The sequence below is a fragment of the Novosphingobium sp. genome, from assembly GCF_030696665.1.
Taxonomy (GTDB): Bacteria; Pseudomonadota; Alphaproteobacteria; order Sphingomonadales; family Sphingomonadaceae; genus Novosphingobium.
This window is the reverse complement of sequence record NZ_JAUYRV010000040.1, coordinates 79,362-99,840: the sequence shown is the minus strand read 5'-3', so window position 1 is coordinate 99,840 and position 20,479 is coordinate 79,362. Positions and strand designations below refer to the sequence as shown.

General features: G+C 62.8%; 21 protein-coding genes and 2 tRNA genes. 17 read left to right on the top strand and 6 right to left on the bottom strand.

The genetic code is table 11. From position 1 onward, the window contains the following. Window positions 1-38: 38 nt before the first annotated feature. The 3 genes from Q8R81_RS11335 (at window position 39) to Q8R81_RS11325 (ending at window position 3,265) form a co-directional block, all read left to right on the top strand. On the top strand, window positions 39-1,535 hold the full coding sequence (locus Q8R81_RS11335; RefSeq protein WP_305617869.1) for a S10 family peptidase: 1,497 nt from the start codon (window positions 39-41) through the stop codon (window positions 1,533-1,535). Between the two features lie 101 nt (window positions 1,536-1,636). Beyond that, window positions 1,637-2,320 carry a spermidine synthase gene (locus Q8R81_RS11330; protein WP_305617868.1) on the top strand — a complete coding sequence of 228 codons (684 nt, stop codon included), beginning with the start codon at window positions 1,637-1,639 and terminating at the stop codon, window positions 2,318-2,320. Between the two features lie 135 nt (window positions 2,321-2,455). Beyond that, entirely contained in the window at window positions 2,456-3,265 is an 810-nt protein-coding gene (locus Q8R81_RS11325) for a DUF6454 family protein (RefSeq protein WP_305617866.1), read from the top strand. Between the two features lie 3 nt (window positions 3,266-3,268). Here the strand turns inward: Q8R81_RS11325 and Q8R81_RS11320 are convergent, their stop codons facing one another. From Q8R81_RS11320 to Q8R81_RS11310, 3 genes are all read right to left on the bottom strand, one after another. Continuing rightward, on the bottom strand, window positions 3,269-3,937 hold the full coding sequence (locus Q8R81_RS11320; protein WP_305617864.1) for a hypothetical protein: 669 nt from the start codon (window positions 3,935-3,937) through the stop codon (window positions 3,269-3,271). Continuing rightward, window positions 3,934-4,932 carry a sterol desaturase family protein gene (locus Q8R81_RS11315; RefSeq protein ID WP_305617863.1) on the bottom strand — a complete coding sequence of 333 codons (999 nt, stop codon included), beginning with the start codon at window positions 4,930-4,932 and terminating at the stop codon, window positions 3,934-3,936. The genes Q8R81_RS11320 and Q8R81_RS11315 overlap by 4 nt, the downstream gene beginning before the upstream one ends. A 155-nt stretch (window positions 4,933-5,087) precedes the next feature. Continuing rightward, window positions 5,088-5,732, bottom strand: a complete 645-nt coding sequence (locus tag Q8R81_RS11310; RefSeq protein WP_305617861.1) for an HAD-IA family hydrolase — start codon at window positions 5,730-5,732, stop codon at window positions 5,088-5,090. A 156-nt stretch (window positions 5,733-5,888) separates the two neighbouring features. Here Q8R81_RS11310 and Q8R81_RS11305 point away from each other — a divergent pair, with 156 nt between their 5' ends. The 3 genes from Q8R81_RS11305 (at window position 5,889) to Q8R81_RS11295 (ending at window position 9,895) form a co-directional block, all read left to right on the top strand. Beyond that, the gene (locus tag Q8R81_RS11305) at window positions 5,889-6,668 is read left to right on the top strand and encodes a universal stress protein (RefSeq protein ID WP_305617859.1); all 780 of its coding nucleotides are present in this window, start codon (window positions 5,889-5,891) and stop codon (window positions 6,666-6,668) included. A gap of 38 nt (window positions 6,669-6,706) precedes the next feature. Further along, entirely contained in the window at window positions 6,707-7,171 is a 465-nt protein-coding gene (locus Q8R81_RS11300) for a COG3650 family protein (RefSeq protein ID WP_305617857.1), read from the top strand. A 405-nt stretch (window positions 7,172-7,576) separates the two neighbouring features. Continuing rightward, window positions 7,577-9,895 (top strand): CDC48 family AAA ATPase, encoded by a 2,319-nt coding sequence (locus tag Q8R81_RS11295; protein ID WP_305617855.1) that lies wholly within the window; start codon window positions 7,577-7,579, stop codon window positions 9,893-9,895. A gap of 19 nt (window positions 9,896-9,914) precedes the next feature. Here Q8R81_RS11295 and Q8R81_RS11290 read toward each other — a convergent pair whose 3' ends face one another. Beyond that, the gene (locus tag Q8R81_RS11290; protein WP_305617852.1) at window positions 9,915-11,237 is read right to left on the bottom strand and encodes a sensor histidine kinase; all 1,323 of its coding nucleotides are present in this window, start codon (window positions 11,235-11,237) and stop codon (window positions 9,915-9,917) included. 166 nt (window positions 11,238-11,403) lie between these two features. Here Q8R81_RS11290 and rpmH point away from each other — a divergent pair, with 166 nt between their 5' ends. The 7 genes from rpmH (at window position 11,404) to dapE (ending at window position 17,033) form a co-directional block, all read left to right on the top strand. Beyond that, entirely contained in the window at window positions 11,404-11,538 is a 135-nt protein-coding gene (gene rpmH, locus Q8R81_RS11285; RefSeq protein ID WP_305617850.1) for a 50S ribosomal protein L34, read from the top strand. 38 nt (window positions 11,539-11,576) lie between these two features. Continuing rightward, the gene (gene rnpA, locus Q8R81_RS11280) at window positions 11,577-11,990 is read left to right on the top strand and encodes a ribonuclease P protein component (RefSeq protein ID WP_305617848.1); all 414 of its coding nucleotides are present in this window, start codon (window positions 11,577-11,579) and stop codon (window positions 11,988-11,990) included. Beyond that, window positions 11,987-12,196 carry a membrane protein insertion efficiency factor YidD gene (yidD, locus tag Q8R81_RS11275; protein WP_305617846.1) on the top strand — a complete coding sequence of 70 codons (210 nt, stop codon included), beginning with the start codon at window positions 11,987-11,989 and terminating at the stop codon, window positions 12,194-12,196. Before rnpA ends, yidD begins: the two co-directional genes overlap by 4 nt. A 70-nt stretch (window positions 12,197-12,266) precedes the next feature. Continuing rightward, window positions 12,267-14,054: a membrane protein insertase YidC gene (yidC, locus tag Q8R81_RS11270; RefSeq protein ID WP_305617844.1), complete on the top strand. Its 1,788-nt coding sequence runs from the start codon at window positions 12,267-12,269 to the stop codon at window positions 14,052-14,054. Continuing rightward, the gene (gene yihA, locus Q8R81_RS11265) at window positions 14,051-14,713 is read left to right on the top strand and encodes a ribosome biogenesis GTP-binding protein YihA/YsxC (protein ID WP_305617842.1); all 663 of its coding nucleotides are present in this window, start codon (window positions 14,051-14,053) and stop codon (window positions 14,711-14,713) included. The genes yidC and yihA overlap by 4 nt, the downstream gene beginning before the upstream one ends. 515 nt (window positions 14,714-15,228) lie before the next feature. Beyond that, window positions 15,229-15,903, top strand: a complete 675-nt coding sequence (locus Q8R81_RS11260) for a glutathione S-transferase family protein (RefSeq protein ID WP_305617948.1) — start codon at window positions 15,229-15,231, stop codon at window positions 15,901-15,903. Beyond that, window positions 15,903-17,033 (top strand): succinyl-diaminopimelate desuccinylase, encoded by a 1,131-nt coding sequence (gene dapE / locus Q8R81_RS11255; protein ID WP_305617840.1) that lies wholly within the window; start codon window positions 15,903-15,905, stop codon window positions 17,031-17,033. Before Q8R81_RS11260 ends, dapE begins: the two co-directional genes overlap by 1 nt. Here the strand turns inward: dapE and msrA are convergent. Then, window positions 17,030-17,566, bottom strand: a complete 537-nt coding sequence (gene msrA / locus Q8R81_RS11250; RefSeq protein ID WP_305617838.1) for a peptide-methionine (S)-S-oxide reductase MsrA — start codon at window positions 17,564-17,566, stop codon at window positions 17,030-17,032. The two genes, dapE and msrA, sit on opposite strands and share 4 nt — an antisense overlap. A gap of 79 nt (window positions 17,567-17,645) precedes the next feature. On the opposite strand from msrA, the gene Q8R81_RS11245 reads away from it, so the two are divergent. From Q8R81_RS11245 to Q8R81_RS11230, 4 genes are all read left to right on the top strand, one after another. Continuing rightward, window positions 17,646-18,497 (top strand): class I SAM-dependent methyltransferase, encoded by an 852-nt coding sequence (locus tag Q8R81_RS11245; RefSeq protein ID WP_305617836.1) that lies wholly within the window; start codon window positions 17,646-17,648, stop codon window positions 18,495-18,497. A 69-nt stretch (window positions 18,498-18,566) separates the two neighbouring features. After that, complete coding sequence (gene aguB / locus Q8R81_RS11240) at window positions 18,567-19,415, top strand: N-carbamoylputrescine amidase (protein WP_305617834.1); 849 nt, start codon at window positions 18,567-18,569, stop codon at window positions 19,413-19,415. Continuing rightward, window positions 19,385-19,918: a 2-amino-4-hydroxy-6-hydroxymethyldihydropteridine diphosphokinase gene (folK, locus tag Q8R81_RS11235; RefSeq protein ID WP_371135358.1), complete on the top strand. Its 534-nt coding sequence runs from the start codon at window positions 19,385-19,387 to the stop codon at window positions 19,916-19,918. The genes aguB and folK overlap by 31 nt, the downstream gene beginning before the upstream one ends. 43 nt (window positions 19,919-19,961) lie before the next feature. Continuing rightward, window positions 19,962-20,037 (top strand) — tRNA-Lys (locus Q8R81_RS11230). A gap of 177 nt (window positions 20,038-20,214) precedes the next feature. Here Q8R81_RS11230 and Q8R81_RS11225 read toward each other — a convergent pair. Further along, window positions 20,215-20,301, bottom strand: a tRNA-Leu gene (locus tag Q8R81_RS11225). Window positions 20,302-20,479: the final 178 nt, after the last annotated feature.

Here is a 20,479-nt window from a genome sequence, read left to right as displayed (position 1 = left end):
CCAAGGCGCGGTTATCGCCTTTGGAAAGGGAGTTTCCGATGTCGCGCTTCGTATCGCTTGCAACCATAGCCGCTTTGCTGCTGGCACCTGCTTCGCTTCAGGCGGCTGACAAGCCGGCCGAGAAGGCTGCTGACACTGCCATTCCCGAACCCAATCGCGTCACGGCCAAGCGCAGCGGCACATTCGGCGGCACACGCGTGGCCTATACCGCCATCGCGGGCGAGACGTATCTCAAGGACAAAGACGGCAAACCCACCGCCGCGATCTTCTCGACCACCTATCTGAAAGACGGTGCTGAGCCGAACCGCCCGGTGTTCTTCCTGTTCAACGGCGGTCCCGGATCGGGAAGTTTGTGGCTGCATATGGGGGCGTTCGGACCCAAGCGGGTGAACCTGCCCGATGCGCTGGACGATGGCGCGCCGCCCTATGACATTACCGACAACCCGGAATCGTTGCTCGATGTGGCCGACCTCGTGTTCATCGATCCGGTTGGCACAGGGTGGAGCCATGCGCTGGGCGGCACCGATCCCAAGACATTCTGGGGCGTGAAGGCGGACGCTGAATCCATTGCCCAGTTCATCCGGCTGTGGCTGAACGAGCATAATCGCTGGAATGCGCCGAAGTTTCTGGGCGGGGAATCCTATGGCACCACCCGCTCTGCCGCCGTCGCCGCCGAATTGAACCGCGCGTACAACGATGTTGCGCTGAACGGCGTGATCCTGATTTCCGCCGTGCTCGATTTCGGGCTGGAGGCGGAGGATGAAGGCAACGAGTTGCAGCACATGGGCAACCTGCCCAGCTATGCGGCTGCAGCGTGGTATCACAACAAGCTGAACCCACGGCCTGCCACGGTCGAGGCGGTGGTGGCAGAGGCCCGCGCTTTTGCCAGCGGGCCTTATGTCGCTGCCCTGCTGAAGGGCAACAGCCTGCCCGCCGAAGAGCGCGCGAGCGTCCGCGCGCGGTTGGCGCAACTGACGGGCTTGTCCGAAGACTACCTTGAACGTGCCAATCTGCGCGTCACGCCGGGGCGGTTCTACAAGGAACTGCTACGCGATCGGGGCCTGTCCATCGGCCGGTTGGACGCGCGCTATACCGGCAAGGACTATGACAACGCGGGCGAAGAGCCGGACAACGATCCCAGCTTCTATGGCATCGACGCCAGCTATCCGGCGGCGGTGAACACCTATCTGCGCGGCGATCTGGGATACAAGACCGACCGCAGCTATGTTTCCATCGGTCCGGTCGGTCCGTGGGACTGGCGCATCGGGGTGGGCCGCGACACTTATGTCAACGTCGCCCCCGGCCTTGCGCGCACATTGCGTGAGAACAGCAAGACCAAGGTCTGGGTGGGGCAGGGCTGGTACGATTTCGCCACGCCGTTTTACTTCGCCGAATATGCGATGAACCGCCCCGGCTGGCCGCAGGACCGGGTGGAGTTCCACTACTACGACGCCGGGCACATGATGTACGTGCGCGATGCTGACCGCAGGAAGCTGTCGGCGGACTTGCGCGATTTCATCCGCCGCCAGAAATAAGCTCCCCTCCCGCAAGCGGGAGGGGTTGGGGGAGGGCATGTTGCGCAATCCCCCGCGACCCCCTACGGCGCGCGGGATATGTTTCAGGCGGAGCCACACCCATGATCGCACGCGAACTTCTTGGCACCGCGATTGTGCCCGATGGCGAGGATCTGCGCCTCTACCGCCATGACCGCGATTTCATGATCGTGGTGGGCCACAATGAACTGATGAGCACGCGCCAGAACGGCTCGGAAATTGCCCTTGCCACACAGAGCATTGCGCGGATTGCCAAGACCGAACGGCAGGCCGTGCTGATCGGCGGCTATGGCATGGGCTTTACCTTGCGCGCCGCGCTGGAAAAACTGGGTGCCGATGCACACGTGACTGTGGCTGAGCTCGTGCCCGAAATCATCCAGTGGGCGCGCGGGCCGATGAAAGAGCTTGAGGCTGGATGCCTTGATGATCCGCGCGTGCGGCTGGTGATGACCGATGTGGCCGATGTGATCTCGGCCAATGCGTTCTCGGTCGGCGGGACGGGCTATGACGCAATCCTGCTCGACGTTGACAACGGCCCGGATGGGCTGGTGCGCGAAGGCAACGGGCGGCTCTACAAGATGCGCGGCCTGCGCATGGCCAGGGACGCGCTGCGCCCCGGCGGCGTGCTGGCCATCTGGTCCGCCGCGCGCGATCCCAACTTCACGCAGCGGCTTAAACTGGCGGGCTTCAACGTGGACGAAGTGGAAGTGCGCGCGCGTGCAAACGGCAAGGGTGCCAAGCACGTGATCTGGTTCGCGACCGTCTGATACTACGTAGTACTTCGCAATCGCAGAAAATCACGCTGCGGTGCAACATGGCTGAAACACCGACTCTGATCTGCAACGCCCCCCTGCCAATTGCTGGGGGGGCCAAAGGGGGCCTTGCAAAACGGGGCCGTCAGCATGTTTGGAAAGCGGACGCGGATTGTCTTTGGCGCGGCGTTTCTGGTAATTTCAGGCCTTTCGGCGGCGGCCGCCGTTCCGTTCAGCAGCCTGATCGAACAGGCAACATTGCTGGAAGCACGGCAGCTTGGCGGAAGCCTCTTCCATGTGCAGGGCCTTGCGCTTGAGCCGACCCGCGTCTGGGCGACTTCGGTTGACAATGCGAACCACAAGGCGTGGTTGCACGAATTTGATCGCGTCACCGGCAAGGCTCTGCGCCAGATCGAGCTGACCGATGGCGCGCGCTATCATCCGGGCGGCGTCTCTATCGCGGATGGCCTGATCTGGGTGCCGGTTGCAGAAATGCGTCCCAACAGTTCGGCCGTGCTGGTGGGGATCGACAGCCAGACGCTTCAGGTGCGCCGACGGATTGCCGTGGACGATCACCTTGGCTGCGTCGCCGTATCAGGCCGCAGGATCGTTGCGGGTAACTGGGACAGTCGGCAACTGTATGAATTCGATGCCGTTACGGGCGATAAGGTGCGGGTGGTGCCCAACCCTTCGCAGACGCGGTATCAGGACATGAAATTCGTCGGGGACCATCTGGTTGCTGGCGGAAACCTCGATTGGCTCAGCGGCACGGTCGATTGGATCGACTGGCGTTCGAAAAAGCTGGTGCGTTCGATCAAAGCAGGGGCAATCGGCCCGGTGCGGCCCTTCGGACGAGGCGGGCCGCTGACCGGAGAAGGCATGGCGATTGAGGGGCGCGACCTCTACCTCTTGCCCGAAGACGGCCCCGCACGCCTGTTCCACTACCGGCTGGAAAGCTGAGCGTCAGCCTGCTGTAAGGCGCGCGCGAAACCGCCGCCGGACCAGCCACGGTTCAAGGAAGCGTCCGACAACGTAGAGAAACGCGAAGATCCCGGCGAAAACGTAGGCCGCCGTGGCCGATGGCTTGCGGCCACCTTCCTCGCCCTTCTTCGGCTTTTCTGGGGCAGGCGCGCCCAGCATCTTGTCGATGGGGTTCAGTTGGAGAACCTTAGCCTCGTCCTTTTTCTTCTTGTCGCCGCCCGCCTTCTCCTTGGCCTCGGCTGCGGCCTTCTGGTACGCGCCGACATAAAGCGTGAGTTGCCCGAAGCCGACGAACAGCAGTGGCAACAGGAAGCAGAACAGCAGCGCCTTGCTGACCAGATGATAGCGCAACGTCCGGCCTTGCGTTGTTTCCTCAACCTGCAAAATGCCATCCTCAAAAACCGAGAGCGGGTCTTGCGGCGTCGGCGCCTTGCGGTGGAACGTCAGGGTATCCTCGCCGCGCTGGTGCGTGGTGTCCATCTGGTCGAGCATTGGCTCAATCCGGTCCAGCGCGTCGTCCGTGGTCTGGCCATCTGGCAGTGGCACGCTGTCGCGCACATGCCAGATCCAGTCGATATAGCGCAGGTTCATGCGGGTCACCGGTTGCGGGGCGGGCTGTTGCCAGATGCTCTGCGCTGCGATCCCGCTCATTCTGCCGGCACCGCGCTTTCGGGGGCATCAAAGCTACCGCGCCCGAACTTTGACTTGATCGACTTCCACGCTTCGGTGAACGGATAGTGCATCGTTTCGCGGATCGACATGCGGCGGCCACCTTCAAGGCCCAGCAGCTCAGCCTCACCGTCGACGCAAGTGCCGAACATGCGGTCAATGATGATCCAGGTGCCCGAATAGTTGCTGCGGCTCGCTTCGTAATCGCGCGAGTGGTGGACGCTGTGGTGTTCGGTGGTGTTGAACAGGAAGCGCCACCAGTTCGGCGTGTTGAAGCGCGCGTTGATGTGCTGGTAGATGCTTACCGTCAGGCCGAAGGTTCCGGCCAGCAGGAAGGCGCGCGGCAGGAAATCGAAGAAGCCGCCAATGCCAAGGCCGATCAGGAACAGCTCGATCGGGTTGCCGACCGCGCCCTTGTTGATGTTCAGCTGCGTGATGTAGTGGTGCGGCGCGTGGGTCAGCCACAGCGGATACCAGTTGTGCATCCCGCGATGCATCCAGTACTGGCCGAAATCGAACATGAACGAGATCAGGAACGCCTGAAGCAGCAGCGGCAGGCCGGTGAACCAGCTGAACTTGTCCATAGCCCACTGTTCCTGAACCATGCCGATGATCGCGCCATCGCCGATGAAGCCATCCACAATGCGCAGCACCGTATAGCCCAGCCCGACATAGAACAGGTCGGTGACCAGCTCCTTCCACGTCAGCTGCCAGCTCTTGTGGCGCGGGTTGACCCATTCGAGGCCCAGCAGCAGCAGCTTGAAACCGATGCCGATGCCGATGGCGGTTGAAGCCTTGGCAATATCGTTCGGGGCATAGTACCAGAAGGCCAGCAATGCGAAGAACGTGACCGGCTGGAACCACGTGAAGAAGAACCGCTTGAACGGCCCGCCTTCAACTTTGGGCAGGTTTTCCCAACCGATCGTCACCGGCGAATCCGCCCCGATGATCCGCTTGCCTACCTGCGTTCCTGCCATCTGCGCTGTCCCGTATTACTTACCAGCTTTGCTAGTAATACCAATTGCATAGACAGTAATATCATCGGGTGTTCGGCCCCGTATACGGGTCGAATGACGTATGCCTCAAAGTGTGTTTCTGTTGTCGCGCCGACGTTGTGGTGCAAGGACTCGCGTCAGAACGCGATGCCGAGTGCTGCACCAAGATCGGCGAGCGCCTGCTCTCCGCTCGTCACCTTGATCGCATGCATCCCCAGCTGAGCCGCCGGTTTGCAGTTGACCCCCAGATCGTCGAGATAAATGCATGCGTCCGGCGTCAGCCCAAGTTTCTCGCACATCATCAGATAGATGCGCGGATCGGGCTTGCGCACACCGGCCTTGCTGCTTTCAATCACGTGTTCGAACCGCGCGAAAATCCGCTCCATCTCGTCATGCGCGTCGCCGCTGCGGGCCATGCCTGCGCCGTGGCCGGTGGGCACGTTGTTGGTGATGCAGCCAAGGCGATAGCCTTCTGACTTCAACCGATCCAGCGCCGCAACCATCGCCGGGCGCACGGTCCCTGCCAGCACCGCCAGCACTGATGCACCGTCAAGCGCGTGGCCCAGCGTGCTGGCTTCCTCGGCAAACATCCGGTCAAACGCGGCTGCATCAATCTCGGCACGTTCGAACAAGGCCCAGGCGTTGGAATCAGGGTTAAGCGCGTTGATTCGCCGCACGGTGTCCTTTGGCAAGCCGCGCTCTGCCTCCAACCGGTTGAACGCGTCGAACGGCGATGACGTGATCACGCCGCCAAAATCGAAAATCACCGCCGAAACGCCCATGTATCCTCCCGAATATCCCCGGCCACTCTTAATCGTCCGATGAATTTCGGCAACTGGTGGATTTTCGGCCGGAAATCTTTCGTGATTTGACGTGGATCATGGTGGGGTCCACCATCCGTGGCAAGGGTGGGGTCATTGAAAGACAGGAGGATCCCCATGCGCTCCATTCTTTGCCCGCTCGACATTACCGAGCAACTTGATGACCGGATCGAAACCGCACTTGCGTTCGCCCGCACCTGCGACGGCCACGTCACGTTCCAGATCGCTACGCCCTTTGCCCAGATGGCCGCTTGGGAGCCGTTCGGCGGTGTTGCCGTCTCGGCCTATGCCTTGAAGGAAGCGCGTGCGGCGAACGACAAGTTGGCGGCTGAACTTGATGCGCGTTTCGCCACGCAGGACGTCCCGTTCGATATTGAAGTGCTGGATCAGGAACGCATTACTGCCGCCGCCGCAGCAGCACGTTTTGCGGATATCGTGATAGGGAGCCTGTCCGACCCCACAATTGAGGAAATGGCGCTGGGCCTGCGCGCGCCAGTGCTGGGCGTGCCGCGCGGAATGCCCATGCTGGCGTTCGACAAACCGGCGCTGATTGCCTGGGACGGTGGCCACGAAGGCGCGAATGCCCTGCGCGCTGCGCTGCCCCTGTTGCAGATGGCTGGCGAAGTCCATCTGATGACCGTGCGGGAGAAGGACAGTTCTTTCCCTGCCGCCGATGCCGCCCGTTACCTCTCGCGCCATGACATTCACGCCGAATCGCATGAGCGCGAACGCAATGGCTCCATCGCCTTCACCATCGAGGAATGCGCGCGCGAACTTGGCGCAGGCCTGATCGTCATGGGCCTGTTCGGGCACAGTCGCTTGCGCGAACTGCTGCTTGGCGGTGTCTCACGCGATATGCTCGACCGGTCGCAGATTCCGCTGCTGCTGGCGCATTAAGGCTTGGCCTGCGGCCAGGCGTGGGGAAGACGGCGGGGATGAAATGCCCGCTGCCGCCTTCCTTCGCTCTCGTCCTTGCCCCGCTCGCGCTGGTTTCGGCCTGTTCAGAGCCGTCCGAGCCTCAAGCCGCGCCATCGGTTTCGGTCGATCGGCCCGCTGCAACACCGACGCCGGTCGAGCCACCCGCCCCTATGGCAACACAGGCGACCAGCGATGATCTGCCGCTGCGGTTCCGTGCCCTTGGCACCGAACCGTTCTGGTCGGTGCAGGTTCAGGATGGCACGCTGACCTATTCCACGCCTGATATGCCCGATGGGTTGACTGTCCCGGCCACCTTGCGCCGTTCAGGCCAGATTGTGACCTATTCGGCCACGATCGATGGCAAGCCGCTGGAACTGGAAGTCTCGCGGCAGACCTGCTCGGACGGCATGTCTGACACCGTCTATCCTCTGGCCGTGATTCGCCGGATCGGGCCAGACATCCAGCGCGGCTGCGCGCGCTAATTGCCTACAATTTGGCCTGCTGCGGCGCATCATTCGGATTCGCAACCTATCTCTGCAATCCATTGCTAACGGGGCAGAGGTGTATTGTTTCGTTTGATACAACCTGCAAACATAGCCAAATCAGCGGTTTAGAGCGTCAGTTGCAAAAATTACAATCATTTCAGAGCATTTCGCAATTGCACAAATCCTGTGTGCGCTGCATACAGATCCTGCCTTTCAGGCATCCTCTCCCAAAACTTTCCGACCCGGCGGGCAACTGCCGGGTCTTTTTTTGTCTGTGATCCGGGTCGTCCAGCCGCACCCGTAAGATTTGCACGCAACCTTCCTGCTTGCCCGCCGTTTGAAATCCCGCATGTGCCTACCCACATCGGGTGTCGTTGGCAGCTAAAGGGGATTTCACAACTCATGGCAGATGCGGCAACCGAGAACCGGACCGAAGCACGCAGCATGCGCCTGCAAGTGGCGGGCGCACGGCAGGAAGAAAGCGGGCACGGGATTGCCCGGGTCAGCCGTCATGTCATGTCCCAGCTTGGCGTGACCGAGGGCGATGTGATCGAAATTGTCGGGAAGCGCTCGACCGCTGCCCGCGTGATCCAGCCCTATCCAGAGGACGAGGGCCTCGAACTGATCCGGCTCGACGGATTACAGCGCGCCAATGCCGATGTCGGATCGGGCGACCATGTAGAAGTGCGCAAGATCGATTCGCGCCCTGCACAGCGCGTAGTCTTTGCCCCGGCGCAGAAGGACTTGCGTCTGCAGGGGCCTGCTTTGGCATTGAAGCGCAACTTCGCGGGCCGGCCGCTGGTAACCGGCGATCTCGTCGCCACCGCCGGGCAGCAGCAGGTCAACCGCACCGACATGCCGCCGCAGCTGCGCCAGATGCTCAACGCCCCGGCCTTCGCGCTCACGCAGATCCGCCTCACTGTCGTGTCGACTGTGCCCAAAGGCGTGGTCCACATCGATGAGAACACCGAGGTGGAACTGCGGCCCGAATATGAAGAGCCGCGCAGCAGCCGTGCCGACGTGAACTATGATGACGTCGGCGGCATGGGCGATACCATCCGCCAATTGCGCGAGATGGTGGAACTGCCGCTGCGCTACCCTGAACTGTTCACCCGTCTTGGCGTCGATCCGCCCAAGGGCGTGCTGCTGCATGGCCCGCCGGGCACCGGCAAGACCCGCCTCGCCCGCGCGGTGGCGAACGAGAGCGATGCGTCGTTTTTCACCATCAATGGCCCGGAAATCATGGGTTCTGCCTATGGTGAGAGCGAGAAACGCCTGCGCGAAGTGTTCGAGGAAGCGACCAAGGCGGCCCCTTCGATCATCTTCATCGACGAGATTGATTCCATCGCGCCCAAGCGCAGCGAAGTCCACGGTGAGGCCGAGAAGCGCCTCGTCGCGCAACTGCTGACGCTGATGGACGGCCTGCAGGCGCGCTCCAACCTTGTGGTCATCGCGGCAACCAATCGCCCCGATGCCATCGACGAAGCGCTGCGCCGCCCCGGCCGGTTCGACCGCGAGATCGTGGTGGGCGTGCCGGATGAGTCTGGCCGCCGCGAGATCATCGGCATCCACACCCGTGGCATGCCGCTGGCCGAGGACGTCGACCTTCAGGAATTGGCCCGCACCACACATGGCTTCGTCGGCGCAGACCTTGCCGCACTGACACGTGAAGCTGCCATCGAAGCCGTGCGCCGCATCATGCCGCGCCTCGATTTCGAACAGCAGACGATCCCGCAGGACGTGCTCGACAGCTTGCGCGTCGATCGCGATGATTTCGTGCAGGCCCTCAAGCGCGTCCAGCCATCGGCGATGCGCGAAGTCATGGTGCAGGCCCCGACCATCGGCTGGGCCGACATCGGCGGTCTGGATGAAGCGCAGGACAAGCTGCGTGAAGGCGTGGAACTGCCGCTGAAGAACCCCGAGGCGTTCCACCGTCTCGGTATCCGTCCGGCCAAGGGCTTCCTGCTCTATGGTCCGCCCGGCACCGGCAAGACCCTGCTGGCCAAGGCCGTGGCGAAGGAGGCCGAGGCCAACTTCATCGCGATCAAATCGTCAGACTTGCTCAGCAAATGGTACGGCGAAAGCGAACAGCAGATCGCCAAGCTCTTCGCCCGCGCCCGCCAGGTCGCGCCCTGCGTGGTGTTCATTGACGAGATCGACAGCCTAGTTCCGGCGCGCGGCAGCGGGCAGGGCGAACCCGGGGTCACCGCCCGCGTGGTCAACACCATCCTTGCCGAAATGGACGGGCTGGAAGAACTGCAATCGGTCATCCTGATCGGCGCGACCAACCGGCCCAACCTCGTCGATCCGGCGCTGTTGCGCCCGGGCCGCTTCGATGAACTGGTCTATGTCGGCACGCCCAGCATGGAAGGCCGCATGCATATCCTTGGCATTCACACCCGCAACATGCCGATGGCAGGCGATGTGGACCTCGGCAGAATTGCGCGGGAGACCGAGCGTTTTACCGGTGCCGATCTGGAAGACGTGGTGCGCCGCGCAGGCCTCAATGCCATCAAGCGTGGCGGCGGCAATGTCGATCTGGTCACGGGCGAGGACTTCACCGCTGCGCTCGAAGCCTCACGCGCCACGGTGACCGAACAGATGGAAGACGAATACGCCCGCATGAAGGGCGAGCTCAAAAAACGCGCGATGAACCCCGGTCCGCTGGGCTTCATCACACCGGGCATGGTTCAGCCCACGCGCGAATCCAAGCACGGTTGAGCAATAGGGCTGGGAGGGGTCAGCCTTCTCCGCCCTCCAGCGCGAAGTCCATTTCCACCACGATCCCGCGCTCGGCAAAGCGGCGGACGATGGTGCCGCCCAGCTGGCGCTCGGACGAGCGGATCAGCGCCGAGCCGAAACCTTCGCCGCCCGGCTCGGTCAGCACAGTGGCGCCCTCGGCGGCAATCTCCTCCCACAGCACGCGCGCCCGGTTGCCGTCGCGGCTCCAGCCCACGCGCACCAGCCCGCCGGGCTGCGCCCACGCGCCGTATTTCACGGCGTTGGTCACCAGTTCGTGCAGCACCAGCCCCAGCGGCACCGCATGCTTGCCCGGCAGCACCAGTTCGCCGCCGTCCAGTTCGCACTTTTCCGATGAGGAGCGATAGGGCGCGATAGCCTTGCCGATCAGGTCGGCAAAATCGACGGTCTGGTCCTTGCCCGTCCCTTGCGTCACTTCATGCGCGGTCACCAGCGCGTGGATGCGCTTGGCGATACGGTCCACTGCTGGCGCGGCAGCCTTGTCTCCCCGCGCGCTCATCTTCACGATGGCCAGAATCACCGCGAACAGGTTTTTCACCCGGTGATTGAGTTCCTTCGCCAGAATGTCAGCCCGATCCCGCGCTTCGGCAATCACCGAAGCATTGGCGGCGAGCGCCTCTGCCTCGGCAGTGCGGATGGCCTGCCACAGGCCCAGCGCCAGCGCGCAGACGATCACCACGAACAGCGCCGCCAGCGATGGCAGGATGCGCCCTTCGGCCTGTGACGCCTGCTGCACGGCCTGCGACAGGCGAACACGCTCGATATCCTCAAGCTTCGCCACGGCGCGGCGCAAGCCGTTCATCGCCAACTGCCCTTCGTCAGACAGCACGCGCGCGTGGGCATCGGGGATGCGCCGCTGATCAACCAGTTCGATCACGCCCGCCATCTCCGCCCACTTGGCATCGCCCAATCGCGCGATTTCAGCCATGAGTTCGGCTTGATCCGATGGAAGGTCATTGCCCATCTGCCGCCGCAACTGCGCCATCTCTGCGGCATAGCGCTGCTGCCCCTCGCGATAGGGCGCAAGATAGCGCGTGTCGCTGGTGATGAAATAGCCGCGCTGCCCGGTCTCCCCGCTCATCGCAGCGCGCACGATCTGGTCGAGCGATTCGAGGATCGCGCTCGTCCGCGCCGCCTGCTGACGCTGCGTGCGTTCGGCTTCAACCGTGGCGAGAATCAGCGAGAAAGTGCCAAGCAGGGCCAGCGCCACAACCGCAAACAGAGCCAAAGTCGGGATGCGGGGCGCTCGCTGCCACCACCGCAATCGCACGGCGGCGTTTTCGGAATCGTTTTCCTTCTGCATCAAGCGTGCCTAAACGTTAACGCAGCAGCGGGCAATGCAACGCGCTGTGCGCTGGCCTGCAGGGTTGACGCAACCGCGGCCTTCGCCTATCGGCCACCCCCTGATTCCGGCGTGCTGCTTCCAGCGGCAATTGCCTGTCCACAGATTCGAAAAGAAGAGAAAACCGATGAAGCGCACTTTCCAGCCCAGCAATCTTGTGCGTGCCCGCCGTCACGGCTTCCGCACCCGCACCGCCACTGTTGGTGGCCGCAACATCCTGCGTGCCCGCCGTGCGCGTGGCCGCAAGAAGCTTTCGGCCTGATCGCTGACAGCATAATTCCGGCGCAGGTTGGCACGGGGATGACCCGGATCGCCACCATCCGGAAACGGGCAGACTTTGTTGCTGCCAATCGCGGGATCCGGGTCGCAAGGCCCGGATTCGTGCTGTTGGTGAACCGCGAATCAGCCCCCGCCGATGAGGCGGACATGCGCTTCGGCGTGACCGTCACCAAGAAGATCGGCAATGCGGTTGTCCGCAACCGCATGAAGCGCCGTTTTCGCGCGCTTCTGCGTGAGGCTTTGCCGCAAGCAGGCATCGTTGGTGCCGATCACGTGATGATCGGCCGCGAAGGCGGGGTGGAGCGCGATTTCGCGGCACTGCGCGATGAACTGGCCGTGGCGCTGTCCCGCGCTGCCGAAGGCAAAGGCGATCCTCCCCGCAAACGCGGCGGACCCCGCGCCCACCACGGGCGCGGCAAAGGTCCGGCGAAGTGAAGCGCCTTTTCATCCTCATCGCGCGCGGCTGGCAACTTGGCCCTTCGCGGGTGCTGCCACCCACCTGCCGCTACAGCCCTTCCTGCTCGCAATACGCGATAGAAGCGCTGGAAAAGCATGGCGCGATTAAGGGTGGCTGGCTGGCGACGAAGCGGCTATTGCGCTGCCACCCGTGGGGTGGGCACGGCTACGACCCTGTCCCCTGACGCTTTCGAATTCAGTCCGGGCCGTTCACTTTTGAATGGCGCGGCATAGACTTACAGGACGTAAAAACCGGTGCAGAATCAGCGCAACGTCATTCTGGCAGTGGTCCTCACCGGCTTGCTGCTGCTCGGCTGGGAAGGCGCGATGCGCTGGTTCTATCCGGAAGCGGCGGTCGCGCCCAAACAGGCAGCCACCGCTCCTGCTGAACCCGGCAAGCCCACCCGTGAAGGCGGCCTGCTGAACCCGGCAGACATCGCGCTGGAAAAGAAGGATCTGCGCGCCGAACTCGCCGCAGGCAATCGCGTCCCCATCGATGCGCCGGGCCTGAAAGGCTCGATCAACCTCAAGGGTGCGCTGGTCGATGACGTGACGCTGTCTCGCCACACCGAGACGGTGGAAAAGGGCAGCGCGCCTGTGCGCCTGTTCTCGCCCGCCGGAACGCCTGCGCAGCACTATGCGCAAATGGGCTGGGTCGGCGAAGGCATTGCCGCCCCTGATGCGAACACAGTGTGGACGGCAGACGGTGCAAAGCTGACGCCGCAAACGCCGGTCACCCTGCGCTGGTCCAACACCACCGGGCAGACCTTCTCGATCCGCTATGCGATCGATGCGGATTACATGGTCACTGCCACACAGACTGTGGCGAACGCGGGCGCAACGCCGGTCGTGGTCAAGCCTTTCGCGCTGATCAGCCGCACCGACAAGACGGCCAGCCTCGATACGTGGCAGCTCCACTCCGGCCCGATTGCGGCGCTCGATGGTTCGGTCACGTTCGACAACAATTATGCGACCGTCACCGAAGCACCGGGCCAAGCCTTGCCGCTCAAGGGCGCGACCAACTGGATCGGCTTTACAGACATCTATTGGCTGTCAGCCTTGATCCCCGATGCCGGATCGAAGGCCGAAAGCGCGCTGCGTTCGACCGCACCGGGCCTGTTCCGTGCAGACCTGATCTTCCCCAACGTCTCGGTCGCGCCGGGCAAGCAGCAGTCGCAGAACGTGCGCCTGTTTGCAGGCGCCAAGGAAAACACGGTCCTTGAAAAGTACGAAGCGGCGGGCGTCACCAACTTCAGCCTGTCGATCGACTGGGGCTGGTTCCGCTGGTTCGAAAAGCCGATCTTCTGGCTGCTCGATTCGCTGTTCAAGCTGGTCAAGAACTTCGGCGTGGCGATCATCCTGCTCACGCTCGTCGTGCGCGGCGTGATGTTCCCCATCGCCCAGCGTCAGTTTGCCTCGATGGCGGCCATGCGCGCCTTGCAGCCCAAGATGAAGGCGCTGCAGGAACGCTACAAGGACGACAAGCAGACCCAGCAGCAGAAAATCATGGAGTTGTACAAGACGGAGAAGGTCAATCCTCTCGCCGGCTGTCTGCCCATCTTCCTCCAGATCCCGGTGTTCTTCGCGCTTTACAAGGTGCTGACGCTGGCGATTGAAATGCGCCACCAGCCCTTCGTGCTGTGGATCAAGGATCTTTCTGCGCCTGATCCTGCGCACATTCTCAACCTGTTCGGCCTGCTCCCGTTCGATCCTCCGGGCTTCCTTGCCATCGGCGTGCTGGCGATCCTGCTTGGCATCACCATGTGGGCACAGTTCAAGCTGCAACCTGCGGCGATGGACCCTGCGCAGCAGCAGATCTTCGCGTTCATGCCGTGGATCATGATGTTCGTGATGGCTCCGTTCGCGGCCGGCCTGCTGCTCTACTGGATCACCTCGAACGTGCTGACCATTGCCCAGCAGAAGTACCTTTACAGCAAACACCCGCAGCTGAAGGCGCAGACGGACAAGGACCAGCAGGACATTGACCGCGTTGCCACGCGCGAAAAGAAGGCCACCACCGGCCAGAAACCGAAAGCGCGATGACACCTGAAGAAGCACAGGCGGCCGAACTGCAGGCCGAGATGATCGAACAGGCACGCCTGCTGTTTGCGGGCCGTGTCGAATTCATCAAGTCTGCCCCGGCGCTCAAATTCCTGCCCGATCCCGATGTGCCGGAAATCGCCTTTGCGGGCCGGTCGAACGTCGGAAAATCGTCGCTGCTCAATGCGCTGACGGGCCGCAAATCCATTGCGCGCACCTCGGTCACGCCGGGCCGCACGCAGGAATTGAACTACTTCGAAGTGGGTGATCCCACCCGCTTGCGTCTGGTTGATATGCCCGGCTACGGCTTTGCCAAGGCCCCGCCCAAGGTCACTGAAATCTGGCGCCGTCTGGTGCGCGATTTCCTGCGCGGCCGCGTGGTCTTGAAGCGCACCCTGCTGCTGATCGACAGCCGTCACGGCGTGAAGCCGGTCGATGAAGACATGATGCAGATGCTCGATGAAGCAGGTGTCGGCTATCGCCTCGTCCTGACCAAGGCCGACAAGATCAAGGCCAGCGAGCTGGAGCAGGTCACCATCGAGACCATTGCGGCTGCCCGCAAACGCACCGCCGCCTACCCCGAAATCCTCGTCACTTCGTCCGAAAAGAAAATGGGCATCGAGGAATTGCGCGCTGCGGTTTTGCAGGACGCGCTGGGCTAATCACTGCCCTCAACAGCCAGCCAACGTCCACTTCGTCATCCTGAACTTGTTTCAGGATCCATTCTGCCACTCAAGCCGCCGTTGGCGTGGAGAGATGGACCCTGAAACAAGTTCAGGGTGACGAGAATGCCAAAGCGAAGCGTGATTTAAAGTGATTTCCCCCCTCCCGCAGGCGGGAGGGGCCGGGGGTGGGCATCCCGCGATAGCGGGACAGAAACCCAACACCCCGCCATTCCGGCGCAATCCCCGCTGTCCTACAAACCGCGCCCAAGCCCACGCTCCTGCGTGCCATGCCCCACCGCGATCCCATCCCGCTCACCCGCCACACCGCCCGCAACGTCCTCGCACGTCACGGCACAACCGCGCCTGCGTTGACCGAAAAGCGCCTCCGAGAACTCCTTGAACAGCGCCTGACACTTTCCCCTCAGGACCGTGTAAACTGTGTAAACCTGTTCATGCTCGACACAGCAAATCTGAACGGCTACGCGCCCCGAAAGCGCAAAGGGGCCAACACGATGAAGCTGATCATCGGCAACAAGAACTACTCCAGCTGGTCCCTGCGCGGCTGGCTGGCTGCCAAGCAATCGGGCCTCGCGTTCGAGGAAATCACCGTCCCACTCTATGGTGAGGAGTGGGATCACCTGCGCCGCGCCGATGATCTTGCTCCATCTTCGGGCAAAGTGCCGATCCTGTGGGACGGCGAAGGCCCCGATGCGCCGGTGGTGTGGGACAGCCTTGCGATCATTGATTACCTTGCCGACAAGGTCGGGCGTGACCGCTTCTGGCCCAAGGATGACGTCGCGCGCGCGATGGCCCGCTCGATGGTCGCGGAAATGCACTCAGGCTACCTCGCCCTGCGCAGCACCCTGCCGATGAACATTCGCAAGCGGGTGGAAGGCGTGGAGATCATCCCGGAAGTCCGTGCCGATATCGTCCGCATCCTCACCCTCTGGGCCGAGGCGCGCGCCCGCTTCGGCAAGGGCGGTCCGTTCCTGTTCGGCACCTTCTGCGCCGCCGATATTATCTATGCCCCGGTCGTCTCGCGCTTCATGACCTACGGGGTGCCTGTGCCGGGCTTTGCGATGACCTATATGGAAGCGGTCTGGACTCACGACTGGATGCAGGCCTGGATCGAGGCGGCGGAAAGCGAGGGCTGGACCATCGAACAGTTCGAGGAGCCTGCCCGCTGATGTCCGCTCTTGATCCCGTCCTTCTCGCCGAGCGACTGATAGACTGCGAAAGCGTCACCCCCGCCACCGGCGCGGTGTTCGATTGCTTCGAAGCGATGCTCGCCCCTCTCGGTTTCGAAATCCACCGCTTCATTGCCGGTGAGGCCCCTGATGGCCCGGTCGAAAACCTCTTCGCCATCCGCAAAGGTCCGGAAGGTTCTCGCCACTTCGCCTTTGCCGGGCACCTCGATGTCGTCCCCCCGGGCGAAGGCTGGACCTCCGGCCCGTTCAAGGCCGAAAGGCGGGGCGAGCTGCTCTACGGGCGCGGCGCAGTGGACATGAAAGGCTCCATCGCCTCGATGGTCGCCGCAGCGGCTGAAATCCCCGCCGAAGCAGGCACACTCAGCTTCATTATCACCGGTGATGAGGAAGGCCCGGCGCGCTACGGCACTGTGCCATTGATAGAGCTGATCCGCGAATTGAAGGCCGAGCCGGACTTGTGCCTTGTGGGGGAGCCGACCTCGGTCAACCGCCTGGGCGACATGGTGAAAATCGGCCGTCGCGGCTCGGTCAACATGTGGATCACCTGCCACGGCGCGCAGGGCCACGTCGCCTATCCGCACCTTGCCGACAACCCGATCCCGCGCCTGATCGCGCTGCTGGCCGATCTGGATGCGCTGGTGCTGGACGAGGGTACCGCATGGTTCCAGCCTTCGAACCTTGAAGTGACCGACCTTGAGGTGGGCAACAAGGCCACCAACGTGATCCCCGCCGAAGCCCGCGCCCGCATTTCCATCCGCTTCAATGACCGTCACACCGGTGCAGGCCTTGTCGCGATGGTCGAAGAGATCGCCCGCCGCCACAAGGGCGAGGTGCGCGCCGTCATTTCCGGCGAGAGCTTCATCACGCTGCCCGGCGACTATTCCACGCTGATTGCCGATGCGGTGAAGGCCGAAACCGGCATTGATCCCGAACTGTCCACCAGCGGCGGCACATCGGACGCCCGCTTCCTGCGCGCGGTTTGCCCGGTCGTGGAATTCGGCCTGTGCAACGCCACGATGCACAAGAAGGACGAGGCGGTGGCGATGGAAGATTTGGTAACCCTCCAACGCATCTACCGCCGCATCACATTGGCCGCGCTGGCCGGTTAACTCTTAACCTTGTCGGCAAAACTCTTGCGCAACTTCATCAGCTTGGGCGGGATCACGGCAAGGCAATAGGGGTTGCGCTGCCCTTCGCCGTCCCAGTATTCCTGATGGTAGTCTTCCGCCGGATACCACGTGGACACCGGCTCGATCTTGGTCACGATCGGCTGCGGCCAGCCCGGCTGCGCCCGTGCGATGGCCGCTTCCATTTCCACCTGTTGCGCATCGTCCAGCGGGAACACGGCAGAACGATACTGCGTGCCCACATCATTGCCCTGCCGGTTCAACTGCGTCGGATCGTGCGTGGCAAAGAACATGTCGAGGATTTGCCCCAGACCGACCACATCGGGATCGAACGTGACGCGGATCGCCTCGGCATGGCCGGTCGTCCCGCTGCACACCTGCTTGTAGGTCGGGTTCTCTTGCCAGCCGCCGATGTATCCGCTCTCCACGTTGGTCACGCCGATCACGTCGCGAAACACTGCTTCGGTACACCAGAAGCACCCGCCTGCCAGAATGGCTGTTGCCTGTTCGCTCATGTGCCTTATTCTCCTGCTATATCGCTGAGATAGGCAGGCGCACCCCGCTTGTCATCGGCCCTTTGGAGAATCACCCCCCATGCGCAGATTTAGCTTCGCCCTGCTGGCAGCCGTTGCCGGAAGCAGCCTTGCCACGCCAGCATTCGCCCAGCACGCCGATCACGCTGCGGCAAAGATTGATCCTGCGCTCGCCGCCGCCGTCGCCGATCCGCTGCGTAAGGATGATGCCGCGCGCGACATCTATCGCAAGCCCGACCAGACGCTGGCGTTCTTCGATGTCGGCCCGGCGATGAAAGTCGGCGAATATGCACCCGGCGGCGGCTGGTATTCGCGCCTGCTCGGCATATACCTTGCCCCCAAGGGCAAACTTGTCGGCCTTTTCGCCGATGCCAGCACCGCCAATGCCCAGCGTCAGGAAGCGGCGAAGGCGGCCGTCGCCAAATTCCCCGCCGAAGTGGCAGAGTGGGCCAAGCAGCCCGCCGAAAAGTTCAGCGCCTTCTCGCTCGGCGCGATCCCCGATGGGGAGAAGGGGACTTTCGACCGCATTCTCGTCATGCGTGCACTGCACAACATGCTCCGCGCAAACGTGGCAGACAGCGAAATCAAGAAGATGCGCGATCTGCTGAAAGCCGATGGGATGATCGGCATTGAGCAGCACCGCGCCAAGGCCGATGCGCCTTACGCCTTCACCGATGGCTCAAAAGGTTATCTGCGCGAGGCCGACATCATCAAGTTCATGGAGGTCCACGGCTTCACCTTCGTCGGCAAGAGCGAGGCCAATGCCAATCCCAAAGACCCCGCAAACTGGCCGGATGGTGTTTGGACACTACCGCCGGTGCTCTCAGGTGCGAAGGATGATGCCGAAAAGGCAAAGCTCAACGCCATCGGCGAGAGCGACCGCATGACGCTCCTGTTCCGCAAGCGTCCGTGATCGTTGGTCTGACGTGACAATGCGCGGCGACGGTTGAATTGCCGGGGCAGGGGGCTTAGGTCACCTGCCATGAGCACCATCTCCGTCGCCGCCCTGCAACTCGCCCTCCCCGGGGGCGAGGCCGAAAACATCGCCGCCACTGCCGCGCTGGTCGAAGAGGCCGCGCAAGGCGGTGCGCAGATTGTGCTGCCCCCCGAACTGTTCGCAGGCCCTTATTTCTGCAAGGTCGAGGACGAGGCTCTATTCGACCTCGCCTATCCGCTGGCAGATGATCCCTCGGTGCGCGAGATGCAAAAGCTCGCCAAGGCGCTCGGCATAGCCATCCCTACCAGTTTCTTCGAGCGGGACGGCCACCACTACTACAACACGCTCGCCATGATCGGCCCCGATGGCGAGATCATGGGCATCTACCGCAAGAGCCACATCCCCGATGGCCCCGGCTATGAAGAGAAGTACTACTTCCGCCCTGGCAACACCGGGTTCAAGGTGTGGGACGTGTTCGGCACGCGCATCGGCGTGGGCGTGTGTTGGGACCAGTGGTATCCCGAATGCGCGCGCGCGATGGCGCTGATGGGCGCGGAACTGCTGTTCTATCCCACCGCCATCGGCACAGAGCCTTACGACGCAGACCTCGACACCAGCCGCATGTGGCGGCGTGCGATGCTGGGCCACGCGGTGTCAAACTGCATGCCGGTGATCGCCGCCAACCGCATCGGCATGGAAGACGGGCAGCGCTTCTACGGCCACAGCTTCATCAGCGACGAATGGGGCGATTTCCTTGCTGAGTTCGGCGCTGCTGAAACCGGCGTGCTGCACGCCATGATCGACCTGAAACGCGCCGCCACGCACCGCGCAGGGATGGGCTTTTTCCGCGATCGCCGCCCGCAATTGTACGGGCGTCTGGCAGAAGACATCTGACACTTCACCGTTTCCTGATTGCGCTCGGCTCCAACCAGTTGCACCCGCAATACGGAGCGCCCGCTGCCGTTCTGCGCGCCGCGGTTGAGGCGATGGCGTCCGGAGGCCTTGCGGTTCTTGCCGTCAGTCCCGTTATCCGCAGCCGCCCCATCGGGCCATCACAGCGCGAATATGCGAACGGCGCGGCCTTGGTGGAAACGCCGCTCGATCCGCCAGCCTTGCTGGACGTGCTGCAGACAATCGAAACGCAGTTCGGACGCAAGCGACAGGGCCAGCGCTGGCGTGCGCGCACGCTCGATCTCGACATCGTGCTGTGGTCCGGTGGCTGCTGGAGCGACGCGCGACTGGCGATCCCCCACCGCGAATTCCGCAAGCGCACCTTCGTCCTCGGTCCCGCTAACCGCATTGCGCGGCACTGGCGCGATCCCGTCACGGGCCTCAATCTTGCGCATCTTGAATACCGCCTCAAGCGCAGGCTTGACCACCCGCGCCGCGCCCCCTAGGTGACGCGCCACGCCACGCGTTGGTCGCGGCGTAAAACGGTGTGGACCCGTAGCTCAGTTGGTAGAGCAACGGACTTTTAATCTGTAGGTCTCGGGTTCGAGTCCCGACGGGTCCACCATTTCTTTCAGTATCAGATCGCACAATTGCAGCACAAATGCCGCGATCCCCTTGGTCGCGGATATCTCGCTGCGTGGCTCGACATGTGCACCAGATCGCAACAGAAAATCGCAGCAGGCACGCTGAAAGGACCGTCTTGACGACGATCCTTCAACGTTTTCAACGCTTTGTGAAGCGATGGTGCCCAGAAGAGGACTCGAACCTCCACGCCCTTGCGAGCGCCAGCACCTGAAGCTGGTGCGTCTACCAATTCCGCCATCTGGGCACGGGGCGGAAGGCAAAAGCGCCGTCCGCCGGGTAGGAGGGCGCCACTAAGGCACGCACGCCGGGGTGTCAACGGGGCAAATCCGGTTGGTGCCAACTCTTTTTGTAAAGCACCCGCATACGCAGCGTTTGGGCATTGAAAGCTTTGCCCCGGCTGTGCCAAAGGCGGGGCGTGACTT

Excerpts from the sequence above, each read along its gene's own strand:
- Q8R81_RS11335 (WP_305617869.1), top strand. The coding sequence starts at position 39 with ATGTCGCGCTTCGTATCGCTTGCAACCATAGCCGCTTTGCTGCTGGCA.
- Q8R81_RS11330 (WP_305617868.1), top strand. The coding sequence starts at position 1,637 with ATGATCGCACGCGAACTTCTTGGCACCGCGATTGTGCCCGATGGCGAG.
- Q8R81_RS11325 (WP_305617866.1), top strand. The coding sequence starts at position 2,456 with ATGTTTGGAAAGCGGACGCGGATTGTCTTTGGCGCGGCGTTTCTGGTA.
- Q8R81_RS11320 (WP_305617864.1), bottom strand. The coding sequence starts at position 3,937 with ATGAGCGGGATCGCAGCGCAGAGCATCTGGCAACAGCCCGCCCCGCAA.
- Q8R81_RS11315 (WP_305617863.1), bottom strand. The coding sequence starts at position 4,932 with ATGGCAGGAACGCAGGTAGGCAAGCGGATCATCGGGGCGGATTCGCCG.
- Q8R81_RS11310 (WP_305617861.1), bottom strand. The coding sequence starts at position 5,732 with ATGGGCGTTTCGGCGGTGATTTTCGATTTTGGCGGCGTGATCACGTCA.
- Q8R81_RS11305 (WP_305617859.1), top strand. The coding sequence starts at position 5,889 with ATGCGCTCCATTCTTTGCCCGCTCGACATTACCGAGCAACTTGATGAC.
- Q8R81_RS11300 (WP_305617857.1), top strand. The coding sequence starts at position 6,707 with ATGAAATGCCCGCTGCCGCCTTCCTTCGCTCTCGTCCTTGCCCCGCTC.
- Q8R81_RS11295 (WP_305617855.1), top strand. The coding sequence starts at position 7,577 with ATGGCAGATGCGGCAACCGAGAACCGGACCGAAGCACGCAGCATGCGC.
- Q8R81_RS11290 (WP_305617852.1), bottom strand. The coding sequence starts at position 11,237 with ATGCAGAAGGAAAACGATTCCGAAAACGCCGCCGTGCGATTGCGGTGG.
- rpmH (WP_305617850.1), top strand. The coding sequence starts at position 11,404 with ATGAAGCGCACTTTCCAGCCCAGCAATCTTGTGCGTGCCCGCCGTCAC.
- rnpA (WP_305617848.1), top strand. The coding sequence starts at position 11,577 with ATGACCCGGATCGCCACCATCCGGAAACGGGCAGACTTTGTTGCTGCC.
- yihA (WP_305617842.1), top strand. The coding sequence starts at position 14,051 with ATGACACCTGAAGAAGCACAGGCGGCCGAACTGCAGGCCGAGATGATC.
- Q8R81_RS11260 (WP_305617948.1), top strand. The coding sequence starts at position 15,229 with ATGAAGCTGATCATCGGCAACAAGAACTACTCCAGCTGGTCCCTGCGC.
- dapE (WP_305617840.1), top strand. The coding sequence starts at position 15,903 with ATGTCCGCTCTTGATCCCGTCCTTCTCGCCGAGCGACTGATAGACTGC.
- msrA (WP_305617838.1), bottom strand. The coding sequence starts at position 17,566 with ATGAGCGAACAGGCAACAGCCATTCTGGCAGGCGGGTGCTTCTGGTGT.
- Q8R81_RS11245 (WP_305617836.1), top strand. The coding sequence starts at position 17,646 with ATGCGCAGATTTAGCTTCGCCCTGCTGGCAGCCGTTGCCGGAAGCAGC.
- aguB (WP_305617834.1), top strand. The coding sequence starts at position 18,567 with ATGAGCACCATCTCCGTCGCCGCCCTGCAACTCGCCCTCCCCGGGGGC.